The organism is Amycolatopsis arida (assembly GCF_900115565.1).
Classification (GTDB): Bacteria; Actinomycetota; Actinomycetes; order Mycobacteriales; family Pseudonocardiaceae; genus Yuhushiella; species Yuhushiella arida.
This window is the reverse complement of sequence record NZ_FOWW01000002.1, coordinates 607,399-622,294: the sequence shown is the minus strand read 5'-3', so window position 1 is coordinate 622,294 and position 14,896 is coordinate 607,399. Positions and strand designations below refer to the sequence as shown.

Annotated in this window: 16 protein-coding genes; 7 read left to right on the top strand and 9 right to left on the bottom strand. The window is 70.1% G+C overall.

The window, feature by feature from the left end; translation table 11 throughout:
- Window positions 1-167 precede the first annotated feature (167 nt).
- The 3 genes from BM051_RS07710 to BM051_RS07700 are packed head-to-tail and all read left to right on the top strand — an operon-like array spanning window position 168 to window position 2,985.
- Window positions 168-809, top strand: coding sequence for a GOLPH3/VPS74 family protein (locus tag BM051_RS07710; RefSeq protein WP_166677569.1), 642 nt, complete (start codon window positions 168-170; stop codon window positions 807-809).
- Window positions 810-845: 36 nt separating this feature from the next.
- A complete protein-coding gene (locus BM051_RS07705) occupies window positions 846-2,384 on the top strand; it encodes an APC family permease (RefSeq protein ID WP_092529311.1) in 1,539 nt (512 codons plus the stop codon).
- On the top strand, window positions 2,368-2,985 hold the full coding sequence (locus BM051_RS07700; RefSeq protein ID WP_092529310.1) for a GNAT family N-acetyltransferase: 618 nt from the start codon (window positions 2,368-2,370) through the stop codon (window positions 2,983-2,985). Before BM051_RS07705 ends, BM051_RS07700 begins: the two co-directional genes overlap by 17 nt.
- Before the next feature lie 124 nt (window positions 2,986-3,109).
- On the opposite strand, the gene BM051_RS07695 is transcribed toward BM051_RS07700, so the two are convergent.
- The 4 genes from BM051_RS07695 to BM051_RS29730 all read right to left on the bottom strand — a co-directional run bounded on the left by BM051_RS07695 (window position 3,110) and on the right by BM051_RS29730 (window position 5,206).
- Window positions 3,110-3,475 carry a nitroreductase/quinone reductase family protein gene (locus BM051_RS07695; protein WP_243859220.1) on the bottom strand — a complete coding sequence of 122 codons (366 nt, stop codon included), beginning with the start codon at window positions 3,473-3,475 and terminating at the stop codon, window positions 3,110-3,112.
- A 498-nt stretch (window positions 3,476-3,973) separates the two neighbouring features.
- Entirely contained in the window at window positions 3,974-4,117 is a 144-nt protein-coding gene (locus BM051_RS30635; protein WP_424923218.1) for a DUF6222 family protein, read from the bottom strand.
- 11 nt (window positions 4,118-4,128) lie between these two features.
- Window positions 4,129-4,716 (bottom strand): flavin reductase family protein, encoded by a 588-nt coding sequence (locus tag BM051_RS07690; protein WP_424923217.1) that lies wholly within the window; start codon window positions 4,714-4,716, stop codon window positions 4,129-4,131.
- 1 nt (window position 4,717) lies between these two features.
- A complete protein-coding gene (locus BM051_RS29730) occupies window positions 4,718-5,206 on the bottom strand; it encodes a FadR/GntR family transcriptional regulator (protein ID WP_243859219.1) in 489 nt (162 codons plus the stop codon).
- Between the two features lie 356 nt (window positions 5,207-5,562).
- Between BM051_RS29730 and BM051_RS07680 the strand changes: the two genes are divergently transcribed.
- Complete coding sequence (locus BM051_RS07680; protein ID WP_092529309.1) at window positions 5,563-6,447, top strand: thioesterase family protein; 885 nt, start codon at window positions 5,563-5,565, stop codon at window positions 6,445-6,447.
- 166 nt (window positions 6,448-6,613) lie between these two features.
- Here BM051_RS07680 and BM051_RS07675 read toward each other — a convergent pair whose 3' ends face one another.
- Window positions 6,614-6,913 (bottom strand): hypothetical protein, encoded by a 300-nt coding sequence (locus tag BM051_RS07675; RefSeq protein WP_134045887.1) that lies wholly within the window; start codon window positions 6,911-6,913, stop codon window positions 6,614-6,616.
- Between BM051_RS07675 and BM051_RS07670 the strand changes: the two genes are divergently transcribed.
- Both BM051_RS07670 and BM051_RS29725 read left to right on the top strand, forming a co-directional pair.
- Entirely contained in the window at window positions 6,912-7,373 is a 462-nt protein-coding gene (locus BM051_RS07670; RefSeq protein ID WP_243859218.1) for a hypothetical protein, read from the top strand. The two genes, BM051_RS07675 and BM051_RS07670, sit on opposite strands and share 2 nt — an antisense overlap.
- Complete coding sequence (locus BM051_RS29725; protein ID WP_341770755.1) at window positions 7,294-7,485, top strand: ArsR/SmtB family transcription factor; 192 nt, start codon at window positions 7,294-7,296, stop codon at window positions 7,483-7,485. Before BM051_RS07670 ends, BM051_RS29725 begins: the two co-directional genes overlap by 80 nt.
- On the opposite strand, the gene BM051_RS29720 is transcribed toward BM051_RS29725, so the two are convergent.
- Together BM051_RS29720 and BM051_RS07660 are read right to left on the bottom strand one after the other, a co-directional pair.
- Window positions 7,445-7,612: a DUF6191 domain-containing protein gene (locus BM051_RS29720; protein WP_279587023.1), complete on the bottom strand. Its 168-nt coding sequence runs from the start codon at window positions 7,610-7,612 to the stop codon at window positions 7,445-7,447. The genes BM051_RS29725 and BM051_RS29720 overlap by 41 nt on opposite strands.
- Before the next feature lie 65 nt (window positions 7,613-7,677).
- Window positions 7,678-9,258 (bottom strand): FAD-dependent oxidoreductase, encoded by a 1,581-nt coding sequence (locus tag BM051_RS07660; protein WP_243859217.1) that lies wholly within the window; start codon window positions 9,256-9,258, stop codon window positions 7,678-7,680.
- A 64-nt stretch (window positions 9,259-9,322) separates the two neighbouring features.
- Between BM051_RS07660 and BM051_RS07655 the strand changes: the two genes are divergently transcribed.
- On the top strand, window positions 9,323-11,491 hold the full coding sequence (locus BM051_RS07655) for a molybdopterin-dependent oxidoreductase (protein WP_092529306.1): 2,169 nt from the start codon (window positions 9,323-9,325) through the stop codon (window positions 11,489-11,491).
- A gap of 64 nt (window positions 11,492-11,555) precedes the next feature.
- Here BM051_RS07655 and cmdF read toward each other — a convergent pair whose 3' ends face one another.
- Together cmdF and BM051_RS07645 are read right to left on the bottom strand one after the other, a co-directional pair.
- Entirely contained in the window at window positions 11,556-13,142 is a 1,587-nt protein-coding gene (gene cmdF, locus BM051_RS07650) for a tyrosine 2,3-aminomutase (protein WP_208325831.1), read from the bottom strand.
- 100 nt (window positions 13,143-13,242) lie between these two features.
- Window positions 13,243-14,883 carry an amino acid adenylation domain-containing protein gene (locus BM051_RS07645; RefSeq protein WP_092529304.1) on the bottom strand — a complete coding sequence of 547 codons (1,641 nt, stop codon included), beginning with the start codon at window positions 14,881-14,883 and terminating at the stop codon, window positions 13,243-13,245.
- Between the last annotated feature and the right edge of the window lie 13 nt (window positions 14,884-14,896).

Here is a 14,896-nt window from a genome sequence, read left to right as displayed (position 1 = left end):
TTCCGGGACGAATGTTCGCGGCACGGAAGGGTATTGACTGGCCACCTCGAGTGGGTGTTGACTTACGGCCCCGAGAGGTGACCGGTGAACGCGCGACAGGGAGGAATACGCGTCGTTCCCCGGACCTCGAATCCATTCCACATATCCGGGGGGAGGCGGCGGTCGCGGTGCCGGCGTTGTTGCTCGCCGATGATTTCTGGTTCTGCGCCCACGATGACGTGTCCGGGCGGTGCCGGCTCGGTCCGCGAGCGGTGGGGTCGGGCCTGGCGGCGGCGTTGCTGGCCGAGTTGGTTCTCGCCGGCGGCGTCGACATCGAGAACGGGGAGGTCGTGGTGGTGGAGAACCGCCCTCCCGGCGAGGACGTGGCACGCGCCGTGTTCTCCGAGGTCGCCGGCGAGCGGGAGGTGCGTGCGGTACGGGAGTGGCTGCGCTACCTCGGCCACCACGCGTACGCCAGGGTCGCCCATCGCCTGCTGCGGGCGGGACTCGTGCGCAGCCGTTCGGCGGGCTTCCTCGGAAGGTCCACTGTGTACCCACCGGTCGACGTCAACGTCGCCGCGTGGCCGAGGGCCAGACTCGGGTTGTCGGTTCCAGGGCGTCCCCGCTGGGCCGACGTACCCATCCACGACGTCGTCCTTTCCGGTCTGGTGGTGGCCACCGGCCTGTACCCGGTGGTGTTCCCGGACGCACCCGCGTCGACCCGGGACCATGTGGACGGTCTCGTCGCCCGCCTGCCGAGGCCGTTGCGCGCGCTGGTGGTCGACACCGACACCGCGATGGGGGTGGCCGTGTTGCACCACCGGATCTAGCTCAGCCCGTCACTGCGATCGAGCTCTGGAGTTGGAATGTCCTCACTGAGGGATCCGGTGCGCTCCGCCGCGCGGCCGGACGGATCGAGTGCCGTCTCCACGGCGCTGGCCGCGGATCGGCTCGGCGCGCCGGCCATCGCGATCTTCGTGATGAGCGCGGCCACCCCGTTGACGGTCGTGGCGGGGGTGGTGACCACCGGCTACGCCGAGACCGGTCTGGTGGGGGTCCCGCTGGCGTTCGCGGTCATCGCGGTGGTGCTGGCGGTGTTCAGCGTCGGGTACATCGCGATGGCCCGGCACGTCGCGCACGCCGGCGCGTTCTACGCCTACGTCAGCCGCGGGCTGTCCCGGCCGCTGGGGGTCGGTTCCGCGTGGATGGCGTTGCTGGCGTACAACGCGCTGCAGGTCGGGTTGTACGGGCTCATCGGTGCCGCCACCCAGCCGCTGCTGGCCGGCTGGTTCGGCGTCGAGCTGCCGTGGTGGGTGATCGCCCTGGCGGCGTGGGCACTCGTGGCCGCGCTCGGGCTGCAGCACGTCGACGTCAACGGCAGGGTGCTCGCCGTGCTGCTGATGGCCGAGATCGCGATCATCGCGGTGTTCGCGGTCAGCAACCTCGCCCATCCCGCCGGCGGGGTGGTGGCCGTCGACGCGCTGGCGCCCGGCACGCTGTTCGGTCCCGGCGTCGGGGCGTTGTTCGCGCTGGCGGTGCTCGGATTCGTGGGGTTCGAGGCGTCGGTGGTGTTCAGCGAGGAGGCCCGCGACCGGCGGCGGACGGTGCCGATCGCGACGTACCTGTCGGTCGCGCTGATCGGGACGCTGTACGCGGTCGCGTCCTGGGCGATGCAGGTGGCGACCGGCCCGGACCGGATCGTCGAGGCCTCCCGCACGCACGGCACGGAGTTGCTCTTCACGCTGGCGCGGTCCCAGTTGGGCGGCACGATCGCCGCGATCGGAAACGCCCTGCTGGTGACCAGCATCCTCGCCGCCGCGATCAGCTTCCACAACACCAGCTCGCGGTACATGTTCGCGCTCGGCAGGGAAAGGGTGCTGCCGGCGGCGCTGAGCAGGACGCGGTCGCGTTCCGGCGCCCCACTGGTCGGATCGCTGCTGCAGAGCGGAATCGGGCTCGCGGTGATCCTCACCTACGCCGTGGCCGGATGGGATCCCGTGGTCCGGTTGTTCTACTGGGCCGGCACGTTCGGCGGGGTGGGTGTGCTGCTGCTGATCACCGTCACGTCCGTGGCCGTGGTGGTGTTCTTCCGCCGCCATCCCGGTGCCGAGCACCCGTGGCGGCGGTGGATCGCCCCGGTGCTGGCCGGGTTGGCCCTGCTGGTGGTCAGCGGCCTGGCGCTGTCGAACCTCACCACGCTGCTCGGCGTCCCCGAGGACTCCGTGCTGCGCTGGGTGGTGCCCGGCGTCTACCTGGCCGCCGCCATGCTGGGTGTCGGGTGGGGCCTCACGCTGCGGGCCCGGCGGCCGGCCGTGTACGCGGTGATCGGGCAGGGCGCCAAGGCCACGCTCGCCGGCGAACCGGGGAGCCTCGGGAACGGAGGTCGGGATGACGCTGTCCGTTGAGATCCGCCCCGGTGGCCCTGGCGACCTCGAGATCGCCAGCCGGCTGGTCGCGGAGGCCTTCGAGCCGCTCGCGGTGTCCCGCTGGCTCGTCCCGGCCGGCCGGGACGAGCGGTTGCGCGTGTTGCGAGCGAACTTCCGCATCCATGTCGAGCACGCGCTGGCGCACGGCCATCTGGACCTGATCGACGGCGGCGCCGGCGTGGCCGTGTGGTTCCACCTGGACGGCCCGGAGCCGCCGCCCCCGCCGGCCGACTACGACGCGCGGCTGGCGCGGGCGTGCGGACCGTGGGTCGATCGGTTCCGGGCGCTGGACGCCACGTTCGAGGCGCACCACCCGCACGAGGTGGCCCACCGTCACCTGGCGTTCCTCGCGATCCACCCCTCGGTGCAGGGTCGCGGGTTGGGCGGCAGCCTGTTGCGCCAGCATCACCAGGTGCTCGACGCGACCGGGGTGGGCGCCTACCTGGAGGCCAGCAGCGAGCGCTCCCGGTCCCTGTACGAGCGGCACGGCTACCGTGCCCACGGCGCTCCGTTCACCCTCCCCGACGGCCCACCGCTGTGGCCCCTGTGGCGGGACCCGTGCCCGAGCGATGCCGGCTGAACCGCTTCGCCGACCCCCGCGACGCGGGGCGGCGAGTTGGGCGACGGACGCCGGCTCCCGTCCTGCGGCGAGGGCGTACCGCAGCTGGAGCCGGCCACCCGCGGTCACCGCGAGGTGAGCCGGATCACCGGGTGTTCCCGGTCGGGCTTGCTCTGGTACTTCGCGCACCGGACTGGGCGGCGATGCGCTGCCACGCTTGCTCACGGTCGGCGCCGGCGAGCCGGTGCGAGGTCACCGGCACGGCGTCACGGCCGGCAGTTCGATCGACGCCCGGTCGGGGTGTGCCACCAGTGATGAGGTACCAGTCCGGGTGCTGGCTCCCACCGCCCGACGCGACGATCAGCCAGGCGTCCTCGCCGTCGGCGAACCACGCCAGGGGCGTCTCCCGCGGCTGCCCGCTGCGCCGGCCCACCGTGTTCAGGATCAGCAGGTCCCTGCCCATAAACGTGCTTCGGCCACCGCGGATCTTGCGGTTCGTCCTGGCGTTCATCCCCGCTGCACCCACCGCGACAGCGACCCTGGCCCGCCGCGCCTGCCCGCCTGCTGGTTCGGTGTCCGGCTCTCGGTCATGTGCTTCCTCCCGTCGAGTGATGACCGTGAGGCTGGGAGCGGTTCGGAAGCCGGCGCTTCTCGGTTCCTGATCGGTCTGGTCCCTGATCCGACCTGGCGTGAGAGCCCGGGGGCTGCTATGTCGACGACACGTTCGGCATGAGCGCCGGATTCCCACGAGGCCAGCAGCTGTTCGACGGCAGCCTGGGCCGCGGTCGGCGCGATGACCACGTACCTGGCCGAACTGGTCACGTGCAAGCGCGCCTCGCCCGCCGACGATCTGCTGCCGACCTGGCCCACCACGACGGTGCCGCTCGCAAGGTGCGCATCGAGGGATGCGCGGGCTCCGGCTCGAGTTCGGCGAAGTCGTCCGACCGCACCACCCGCAGAACCGGCGCGCGCCCCGGTTCCGGCGGTTGCTCGGCCGCTTCCGACCTCATCACGCAGCCTCCCGATCCTCCTGAACCTCGAGCTCTCGCTGCGCCCAATCGCGTTCCATCTCCGCGACGAGGTCGCTCCACACGATCCCCCTGCCCAGCCTGCCGACCGGTTCCGGCGACGTCGGCTCGAGCGGTACCGGCACTGGGTTCGTGGTCACGAGATGGCCTTTCTGTCGTGCACGAGTGACGGCGCGCCGCCCGTCGTCTGGAACTCGCCGCCGTGGAAGACCAGCGCAGGCCCGCCCTCGCCGCGCCTGGCGTCGAGCACCTCACCGACGAAGATCGAGTGGTCCCCGCCCGCGTACACTTTGACGAGCTCACACTCCAGCCACGCCAGCGCGTCGGCGACCAGCGGGGTCCCGGTGCGCGGCCCGCGGAACCAGCCGATCGCGTCGAACTGGGCCCGCCCGCGGGGGCGCCGCCAGTCGGCGAAGTGCTTTGCCACGTCCCGCTGGTCCCCACCGAGGATCGAGACGGCGAACGAGCGCGCCGTCATGATCACCTCGTGTATGCGCGCCGCCTTGGCCACGCAGCACAGCACCAGCGGCGGTTCCAGGGACACCGAGGTGAAGGCGTTGGCGGTCATGCCGTGCCCGTCCCGGCCGCCCGCGGTGAGCACGGTGACCCCCGTGGCGAACTGCCCCATCACCTCCCGCAGCGACGCCTGTGGCGACAGCCGCGGCGGGTTGGGCAGCCGGGCCACCGGCCGACGGCCACCTGCCGCGAGACCGTTGTCCGCCACGTCAGCCTCCCGTGGTCAGCACTGCCGCATCCGACGAGTACGGGGCCAGCGCGGCCCGCAGCTCGTCCGGAACCCTCGCCGGAACGGTGTTCGTGTTCGGCCCGCGCATGCACGCGATCCGCTGCCTGCCGCGGGCGACGAGGATCTCCCCTTCCGGGTGCAGGTGCACGTAGTCGAACTCGGGAGTGGCGGCCCTGCTGTGCCACTCGATGACCTCGCGATCCATCAGGTTCCACTGGTCACGGGGCAGCACGCGGGTGCCGAGCCTGGGCCGTGGATCCACCAACCCCTTGGCCGCCAAGGCTTTGACCGCTTCCCGTACGCCGCCGCGGCTGACCTTGACCTGGGCGGCCAGCTCGGCCTCGTTCGGCAGCCGGCTACCGTGCGACAGCTCACCGGCGACGATACGACGGCCGAGCCACTCCACGACCTGGCCGTGGATGGTCCGGTGCCGGCCGAGCGGGCTCTCCACGGAATCGCTGCTACTCACCCGAGAACAATCGAATGATTCGACAGCCAAGTCAACCAATGAGCAGCAACGACGTGGCGGGGGCCGCCGGGGCAGCCGACGCCGTCGAACCCGTTCGACATGGCGTGACCGCGGCCCTGACCAGGTGCAGGCACAACCCTGGACGCTGTGGACAAATCAGCCAATGATTCGGCACAGTCCGCCACTGCCGCCGAGACGGATACGGAGTCACTCCATGAGGCCTGACACCGGCACCACGTCCCGGAGGACCGCGCTGCGGTATCTGGGGGTGCGGTCGCGCGCTGCACCAGGGCCGTCCGGCGGCGGGCGGGCTGATATGTTCGGGCGGACTCAGCGGGACGACGACGGAGCCGGAGATGCCTTCCTCCCAGTTCAGCCGGGACACCGAACTGGCGGTCGACGGGGGCTCTCCAGATCGGTACCGGGCCGCCCTCTCGGCGAGCTGGAACGCGCCGTTCCTTCCGCACGGCGGACTCACCACGGCGGTGGCCGCGCGGGCGATGGAACGCCGACTGGGACTCCCGGACCAGCCACTGCGTTCGGTGCACACCGTGTTCGTCGCCCCGGTGCCGCCGGGCGAGGTGACGGTGGACGTCACCATCCTGCGCCGAGGCAGGTCGATGAGCCAGGCGACAGCGACCCTGCGAACCGGGGACGGCAGCGTCGGACTGATCGCCACCGCCGTGTTCGGTGGCAATCGCCCCGGCTTCGCCTTCACCGACGCGACCATGCCGGAGCCCGTTCCGCCCGAGCAGTGCACGTCCTTTCGGGACAGCCCCGACAGTGTCGAGGGAATCGTTCCGGCCCCCCTGTGGGAGCAACTGGAAGGACACCTGGTGTCCGGGCATGCGCCCTGGGAAGAGTACGAGCCCAGCACCTCCGAACAGGTCTACTGGTACCGCTTCGAGGAGCCCCCGTTCCAACCGGACGGGACCCTCGACCGGCTCGCCTTCCTGGTCGTCAGCGACACCATGCTCGGTGCCGTGTCCGAACGCATGGGGACCGGTCTGCCGGTCTGGCTGGCGCCCAGCGCCGATCTCACCGTCCGGCTCTTCGGCGACACTCACAGCGAGTGGATTCTCGCCCGCAACCGCGCCCATCACGCTGGTGACGGCTACGTCTCGCTCGAGAACGAACTCTGGGACCCGCGGCAGGGCACGCTCCTCGCGCACGCGACCCAACTGGCCGTGTTCAGGTTCCCCGACAAGGACGTCACCGGCACGGTCCCGGCACCGGACTGACGGACCGCGGACCCTTGCCGGCTTTCCCACCCGGGGGGATGGCCCGCTCGGCGGTCGTGTGGGTGGGTGGACGAGCACATACTCGCCCGAGCGACGAGGCGGAGCCGCTGCGAACCGGCTCCGCCTCGTCGGCGCGACCTGTTACGGCTGGTAGTCCCGTAGCTCGTCAGTGGTTATGGTAAATGCCTTTGACGTAGCATCCGGAGCAGCCTTTGTGCTCGGTCGCGTAGATCCGGTCGTCGATGACGAGAACCGCCGAACCCGGAGCGTGCTTCCAGCTCGACCAGCCGAGGTTCGTCTTGACCCGGATCCAGGCATGCCCCTTGCACGAGCCCTGCCGCCGGTAGGTGGTCCAGACGGTCCCGGTGTCGTTGCTGTGTCCCTCGACGACACCATTGCACGCAGGGCGGTTGCTGGTGACGTAGCCGTTGTGCGCCTGCGCCGCCGGCGCCGACATCATCGCCATGTCCAGGACCGTCGAGACGAGTAGTCGGCCGGAGTGGAGCGCCGTCATCACGCACATCGGCGCGGCGCACGCCCGGTGCGAGCACGCCGTCAGGAGCGGAGGGACAGCGGCGTTGCTGACCTCGCTGGGCCCGGTGCTGCGCTGGGACCCGCCGGTGTTGTCCGCCGACTACCCCAACGACCTGGACATCCGACTCGGCGGCCGCGGGCTGCGGCTCATTCCCTCCTACTTCTGCTGGCGTTACCCCGTCGCGCTGGCCGACCCGACCCTGCCGCCGGTTCTCGTCTACGCTCGAGCACCGGCCGGACTGGATACCGCGCGTCCGCCGCGATCGGCACGACGAGACGCTGGCCGCTCTCCTCGGCGCGACCAGAGCGAGGATCCTGGCCGCGCTCGCGACCGGCCGCACCACCACCGACCTTGCCGAGCTCCTCGGGATCGCGCCCTCCTCGGCCAGTGAACACGCCCACGTCCTCCGAAACTGCTGGCTGGTGGTGAGCCAGCGGATCGGCCAACACGTGCTGCACAGCCTCACCCCCTTGGGCCACGCCCTGCGCACCCGTCAGCTGTAGCGCCGCTCGATCCGCACCATCCGGAATGTCCTCGAGCATCAGTCGAGGGCCGCGGGACCAGGATCCCGCGATCCAGGTCGACGCCGTGCCACGGCGGTGCGCCCTGGCCGTCCTCCTCGCGCATCATCGGCATCGAGTCCCCGTGTCGGCCGAGGACACGGCCGACACGGGCTCGGATGCGATGTGCCGGGCTCAGGGCTCCGGCGAGAGCGGCACCACCGGGGGCCTCGGGACCGGCGTCGGCCGGCGCCAAGCGCTCAACAGCACCCGCAGGATCACCCCGGGCCGCATCAGCGCGTCCGGTCGGTCGAGCATGCCCGCCGCCCGCATGTACGCGGTGGTGACCTTCTTGTCCCGTGTCGCGGCCGCTTGGACCAGCGCCAGGTAGCGTTGTCCCATCCGCACCTTGAGGTCGCGTTTTCCCTCCACCCCGGGGAAGCTGAGGTCGACGGTGTTCGTCATGTCCCAGGGCGGGTCGATGACCTCCTTCGCCAGGTCGCGGAAGAACTCACGCGGCTGCGGCGCGGCGCCCGAGTGCAGGTGACCGCGCAGGACCAGCGCCGAGAGGGCGGCAACGGTCATCCCCTGGGCGTACACCGGGTTGAAGCAGGTCACCGCGTCACCGACGACCAGCAGCCGATCGGGTAGCCGCGCCATTTTCTCATAGCGCCGCCGGATCGTGGTCGGGAACCGGAACGCGACCGGCTCGTCAAGCGGCTCGGCGTACTGTAGCGCCTCGTGAATGTCCGGGACCGACAGCGACTTCACGAAGGCGTAGAAGCCTTTTTGGTCGGTCGGCGGGTGGTCGCCGAGCAGGCCGTACACGGTGAGCTCGACCCGATCGTGGTCGGTCTTCGTGAAGATCGCACCGCGCGGTGACTCGGGCGAGGCGACGGGGATGATCGCCAGGTCGCCGTCCCACGGGTCGGCGTGCAGCTTGTAGTGCTGGGTGACGTAGCCGAGACCGATCTTCTTGCGTTCCTCCTCGACGCGCGGGTAGCCGAGCTCCTCCAGCCAGAGCGGCGTGCGCGAGCCGCGGCCGGTGGCGTCGACCACCAGGTCGGCCTCGATGGTCTGCGCCGCCCCGCCGCCGATCGGCTGTACCCGCACGCCGGTGACCCGGCCACGGTCCTCCGTGGTGACCAAGCCGATGATGTCCAGTTGCTCTTCGAACTTCACGTTGGGCAGCGCCTGCGTCCGCTCGCGGATATGCCGTTCCATCAGCGGGGCGGTGGCGGGCACGGCGAGGTAGCCGATGTCCTCCCGGCTGAGCGGTTTTCCATGGAAATACCAGCGGCAGTCGCCCGCGAAGTCCCCGCTGGGGCAGCCGTCGGCGATCAGCTCCTCGGTGATACCGGGGAACAGCTCCTCCATGACCACCCGGCCACGCACATGCATCGCGTTGATGTGCCGGCCCTGGGGCCGGCTGCGGCGGGGCCCGCGTGCGCCGACCAGCTCGTCGCGGTCCACGATGAACACTTCGTCATAGGCCTCGGCGAGCACCCTGGCCGTGAACAGCCCGGCGATGCTCCCGCCGAGCACGACGGCACGGCTCCCGGTTTCGTTGCCCATGTGGATCCTTTCCTTACCCAGCGAGGAATCGGGGTCAGCGGGGCGACGGGCTCGACGCCCCGTCGGCCACCGAACCGGCCGCTCACGACCTGTGAGCTGAACATGATCCTTGTGCACCAGCATCGGTCCGGCCGGATCACGGCGACGTCTCCTCGATTGCCACGCACCGCTCATGACTACCGCTGCGCCGGTAATGCGCACGTCCGGAGAACATCTGCTCCCGGCGGTGCGCCATGCTGGCCCTCCCGGAGAATGGAACGAACCTATGAGGACTGCGTACCGGACCTGCCCGATCTGCGACGCGATCTGCGGCCTGCGCCTCTCCCTCGACAACGACGGCCGCGTGACCTCCGTGCAGGGGGACGCGGCCGACCCACTGTCGCGGGGATTCCTGTGTGCCAAAGGCGCCAGCCTCGGCGCACTGGACGCCGATCCCGACCGCCTGCGCGTGCCGCTCGTCCGCAAAGGCGATGAGTGGCTGGAGGTGTCGTGGGAGGAGGCGTTCCAGACCGTCGACAGGGGACTTGGCGCGGTGATCGACGAGCACGGCAGGCAGGCATTGGCCGTCTACTTCGGCAACCCGACCTACCACACCATGGCCGGGTTCATGTACCGCACTCCGCTGACCCAGTCACTCGGCAGCCGTCACGTGTACTCGGCCGCCACCATCGACCAGATGCCGAAGCATGTCTCGTGCGGGCTCATGTTCGGCGACCCGTTCGCCGTCGCGGTTCCCGACCTCGACCGGACGGACTATCTGCTGATCCTCGGCGCCAACCCGGCCGTCTCGAACGGATCCCTGTGCGTCGCTCCCGATTTCCCGCGTCGGCTCAAGGCGATCCGGCGACGGCGCGGCAAGGTGGTGGTGGTCGACCCGAGGCGCACGCGGACCGCGGACCTGGCCGACGAGCATGTGTTCGTCCGGCCTGGCACCGACGCCTTTCTGCTGTTCGGTATCGTGCACGCGCTCTTCGCCGAGGACCTGGTCACCGTCGACGTCGAGGTCAACGGGCTGACGGAGCTGCGACGGCTGGCGGCGGACTTCACCGCGCGAGCGGTCGAAAAGGTGTGCGGCGTACCCGCCGCGGTGATCAGCCGGCTGGCCCGCGAACTGGCCGCGGCGCCGTCGGCCGCCGTCTACGGCCGGATCGGGACCTGTACGGTCGAGTTCGGCACGATCACCCAGTGGCTCGTCGACGTGATCGCCATCCTGACCGGCAACTTCGACCGACCCGGCGGGTTGATGTTCGCGAAGACGGCGCATGCCGAGATATTCCGCACCGGCGTGCCCTACACACAGGGCAACTGGCACAGCCGGGTACGCGAGCTGCCGGAGACCATGGGCGAACTGCCCGTGGCCACCCTCGCAGACGAGATCGAAACCCCGGGTGAGGGCCAGGTTCACGCGCTGGTGACCGTCGCGGGCAACCTGGCGCTGTCGGCGCCGAACGGACCGAGGCTGGCCGCCGCGTTCGGTGAGCTGGACTTCATGGTATGCGTTGATCCGTACCTGAACGAGACGACGAGACACGCCGACGTCATCCTGCCGCCGCCCCGGATCCTGCAGACCCCGCATTACGATTTCCTCGAGCAGACCATCGCCGTGCGCAACTACACCCGGTTCTCGCCGGCGATCCATCCGCTGGAACCGAACCAGCTCTCGGAAGCCGAGATCATGGCCAAGCTGGTGCTGATCCTGTCCGGATACGGCCCGGACGTTCCGCCGGCCGCGCTCGACGAGCAGGTCATCGGCGCGATCCTCGACGCGATGACGCGGATCCCGGGCTCGCCACTGGCCGGCCGGGGCGCGGCCGAGGTCCGGGACGGTCTCCGCGGCGACAGCGGACCGGAGCTGCTGCTGGACGCGTTGCTCAAATCCGGACCGTACGGGCTTTCACTGGCCCATCTTCTCGACAAGCCGAACGGCGTGGATCTGGGACCGCTGCGGCCACGGCTTCCGGAACTCGTGTGCACGGAGTCCGGGCGGGTCGAGTTGGCACCGTCCGCGCTCACCGACGACGTCGCACGGCTTCGCGAACGGCTGGCGGTGCCCGCGCCGGAGTTCGTCCTGATCGGCAGACGCCAGCTCCGCTCGAACAACAGCTGGCTGCACAACGTGCGCCCGCTCGCGGGCGGGAGCAACCGGTGCACGCTGCAGGTCAACCCAGCCGACGCCGCCAGGCTCGGCCTCGGCGGGCGGGCGCTCGTCCGGTCCGCCGCCGGCGAGGTGGAAGTGCCGGTCGAGCCCAGTGACACGATCATGCCCGGCGTGGTGAGCCTGCCGCATGGCTGGGGGCAGACCGAAGCGGCTCAACAGGTCGCGTCGGCGAAGGGCGGGGTCAACGTGAACGCGCTCACCGACGAGTCGGTCGTGGACACGCTGTCCGGCAACGCCGTGTTCAACGGAGTGCCGATCTCGATCAGGCCCTGCTGAGCTCGCGTGCCGAGGGCCGCCTTCGAACCTCGCAGGTTCGAAGGCGGCCCTCGCGCCGCTCGGGTCAGCGCAGCTCGATGCCTGCCTGGTCGGCCGCTTCCAGAAACCGGCCCTGGGAGATCGCCGCGGCGATCCGCTCGATGTCGTCGGCCATGTAGCGATCACGGTCCAGCGTGGGCACCAGCGAACGAACCGCGTCGTAGGTCGCCTTCGCTGCCGGGCTCAACCCGTCGTACCGGCCGGAGACGTCCACCGCCTGTGCCGCGGCGAGGAACTCCACGGCCAAAATCACGTTGTTGTTGCCGAGCACGCGGCGGGCATTACGGGCCGCGATCAGGCCCATGCTGACGACGTCCTGGTTGTCCCCGTTGGACGGGACACTCTGGGTGCTGGCCGGGCCGATGGTCCGGTTCTCGGCCACCAGCGCCGTCGCCGGGTACTGCGCGCCGGCGAAACCGCTGTTGAGGCCGGGCTCATCCTTCACCAGGAACTCCGGCAGGCCGTAGCTGAGGTGCCTGTTGAGCAACCGGTTGGTTCGCCGCTCCGACAGCACGCCGAGCTGGGTGAGCGCTATCGTGGTGAAGTCCATGGCGAACGCGATCGGCTGGCCATGGAAGTTCGCGCCGTGGAAGATCTCCTTGCCTTCGAAGAACAACGGGTTGTCAGTGGCCGAGTTGAGTTCGATGTCGAGCTTACGCACCGTGTGGTAGAGCGAGTCACGGACAGCGCCGAGCACCTGCGGGATACAGCGCAGTGAGTACGCCTTCTGCAGGTAGAGCTCGGTGCGCTGGACGCTGGCGCCATCCTCCTTGCGATCCTGCAACTCGCGGCGCAGATCCGCGTGCTCCACGGTCAGCTCACTGTTGTCCATCAGCGCGCGCAGGTTCGCTGCGGTGTCGATCTGGCCGGGGTGCGGGCGGGCGATGTCGTGGCCCTCCGGCTGGAAAGGACTCTTCGAGCCCCGCAGTGTCTCGACGACCAGTGCCGTGACGATCTCGGCCTGCCGCACCTGGTTCAGCGCCCGGCCGGCGACAAGTGCCCCGAGACCCGTCATCGCGGACGTGCCGTTGATCAGCGCGAGGCCCTCCTTGAACTTCAGCTCCAGCGGCTCGATGCCGTGCTCGCGCAGCACCTCGCCGGTCGCGACGCGCTTGCCGTCCCGCACGACGTAGCCCTCGCCGATGACCGTGGTCGCGATGTGCGCGAGCGGGGCCAAGTCGCCGCTGGCGCCCAGTGAACCGATCTCCGGAATGGCCGGGGTGATGCCGAGGTTCAGGTACAGCGCCAGCCGCTCGAGCACCGCGGGTCGTACCGCGGAGTAGCCCTTGGCGAGCGCGTTCAGGCGGGCGGCGAGGATCGCCCTCGCCTCGTCTTCGGCGAAGAGCGGGCCGACGCCGGCGCTGTGACTGCGGACGAGGTTGGTCTGCAACTCGGTCTCGTTCGCGGTGTCGACCAGCATGTAGATCATCTCGCCGTAGCCCGTGGTGACACCGTAGACCGGCACCCCCTCGTGCACGGTCTCCTGGAACAACTTCCGCGAGATCGCCGCCTTGGCCAACGCCTCGGGCGCCACCCGGACCAACGCGCCGTCCTCCGCCACCTGGCGAACACCGGCGATGTCGAGGTTCTCGCCGTCGATCTCAACTGTCACTGGCGTTTCCGCTGTGGTCACTCTGCTCACTCCATCAGGTTGCCGGTTATGTTCACCTTGAGTTCACGCTGCACCGCTGGTTTCCTGGCCCGCGGCTCGGCTACCCGGCCAGACGACGACGGTCCACCTTTCCCGCGACGGTGCGCGGCAGCCGTCCGGAAAGCACCTTCACCCGGATCGGAGACATCGATCGCCCGAAGCGCGCGCGCAGGTAGGAGCGCCACGCCCGCACCTCCGGCTCTTTGTGCGGCACCACATAGGCCACCAGATGGGTGGTGAGCCCATCGGCGTCGACGGTCGGGACCACCGCGCACTCCCGTACCGACTCGTGCCCGGCCAGGGCCGCCTCGACTTCGCCGAGCTCCAGCCGCACGCCGGCGACCTTGACCTGAAAATCTCGGCGCCCCCGGAACTCCAGCAGCCCGTCCGGACGCAGGCACGCCAGATCTCCGGTCCGGTAGCACCCGTCCGGGCGGAAGGCGTCGGTGCGGCCGACGCCGAAGTAGCCAGGCGTGACGTACGGGCTGCGGACGACGAGGTTTCCGGTGACACCGACCGGGCACGGCTGGTCCTGATCGTCCAGCACGAGCACCGCACGTCCAGGAATCGGCACACCGATCGGAGTTGTGTCCTGCACCTCCCCGGCGATCTCGTGCCAGGTCGCGGCGATCACCTCGGTGGGGCCGTACAGATTCACCAGCCGGGCGGCGGGCAGCGCCGAGCGCAGCCCGTTCACCAGCTCGGCCGGCAGCGCTTCACCCATCAACAGCAGGCAGCGAAGGGTGGATGGCAGCCCGGCACGCAGGAGTTCCCGCATGAAACTGGGAATCGTCTGCAGGTGCGTGATGCGCTCCTCGGCGAGCCAGCCGACCAGCTTGTCCGGGTTGGCGCGGATCCGCTCCGGCACCGGGCACAGGGTGCCACCCGAAACCAGGGTCGCGAAGACCTCGCACAGCGCGGGATCATGTTCGGGGGCCACCCATTGGGCCACCCGGGCGCCCGGACCCATCTCGAACGTGCCGCCGAGCCAGGAGGTGAACTGCGCCAAGGCCGCGTGGGTCTGGGCGACACCCTTCGGCGTGCCGGTCGAGCCGGACGTGTACGCGAAGTAGGCAGGACCGCCCGGCTCGACGGGAACGAGCGGCGCCGCGGTGGGCACGACCGTACCGAGGTCGAGAATCTTGCCGGAGAGCTCTGCTCGGTAGAACTCGGCGAACTCGTCCTCGGCACCGTCCAGCACGAGACAGGCGGGCCGGAGGTCCCGCAGTACGACGCGACCTCGTTCGCCCGTCTCGTGCGCACCGAGCCAGAGCAGCTGTGCGCCGGCCGCGAGAACACCCAGCAGCGTGGCGATCTGGCGATGCCCGGACGGTACCCGCACCGCGACCGCTTCACCGTGGAACTCCAGCAACACGGCGGCGATCGCCGACGCGAGCGCGTGGAGCTCGCCGTAGCTCACGGTGGTTCCCGCCCAGGAGACCGCGTCGTGCCCCGGCCATCGGCGGACCACGTCCCGCACGTACGGCACCACGGAGTCATTCGTCACCGGGCCATCGTCGCCGTACGCGCTCGACCGATGCGTCTCTTCGCCTGCGCTGGCGGGCTGGCGGCTCCCTTCCGGGACTGGGGATCCCGCGCAAGCCAGAAGACGCTGCCTGCCGCCGGCTCCGGAAAAGTCTTCTCTGGCCCGTCTTCGAAAGCCGTACCGCACCTCATCGGTCACCGAGGTCGTGTGCCGCATCTTCTGAAAGGAC

What these genes read in the sequence shown, in the direction of transcription:
- BM051_RS07645 (WP_092529304.1), bottom strand. Translation starts at nt 14,883, where the DNA reads ATGCGGCACACGACCTCGGTGACCGATGAGGTGCGGTACGGCTTTCGA.
- BM051_RS29720 (WP_279587023.1), bottom strand. Translation starts at nt 7,612, where the DNA reads ATGATGCGCGAGGAGGACGGCCAGGGCGCACCGCCGTGGCACGGCGTC.
- BM051_RS07695 (WP_243859220.1), bottom strand. Translation starts at nt 3,475, where the DNA reads ATGAACGCCAGGACGAACCGCAAGATCCGCGGTGGCCGAAGCACGTTT.
- BM051_RS07670 (WP_243859218.1), top strand. Translation starts at nt 6,912, where the DNA reads ATGTCCAGGACCGTCGAGACGAGTAGTCGGCCGGAGTGGAGCGCCGTC.
- BM051_RS07675 (WP_134045887.1), bottom strand. Translation starts at nt 6,913, where the DNA reads ATGGCGATGATGTCGGCGCCGGCGGCGCAGGCGCACAACGGCTACGTC.
- BM051_RS07705 (WP_092529311.1), top strand. Translation starts at nt 846, where the DNA reads ATGTCCTCACTGAGGGATCCGGTGCGCTCCGCCGCGCGGCCGGACGGA.
- BM051_RS07700 (WP_092529310.1), top strand. Translation starts at nt 2,368, where the DNA reads ATGACGCTGTCCGTTGAGATCCGCCCCGGTGGCCCTGGCGACCTCGAG.
- BM051_RS07680 (WP_092529309.1), top strand. Translation starts at nt 5,563, where the DNA reads ATGCCTTCCTCCCAGTTCAGCCGGGACACCGAACTGGCGGTCGACGGG.
- BM051_RS07655 (WP_092529306.1), top strand. Translation starts at nt 9,323, where the DNA reads ATGAGGACTGCGTACCGGACCTGCCCGATCTGCGACGCGATCTGCGGC.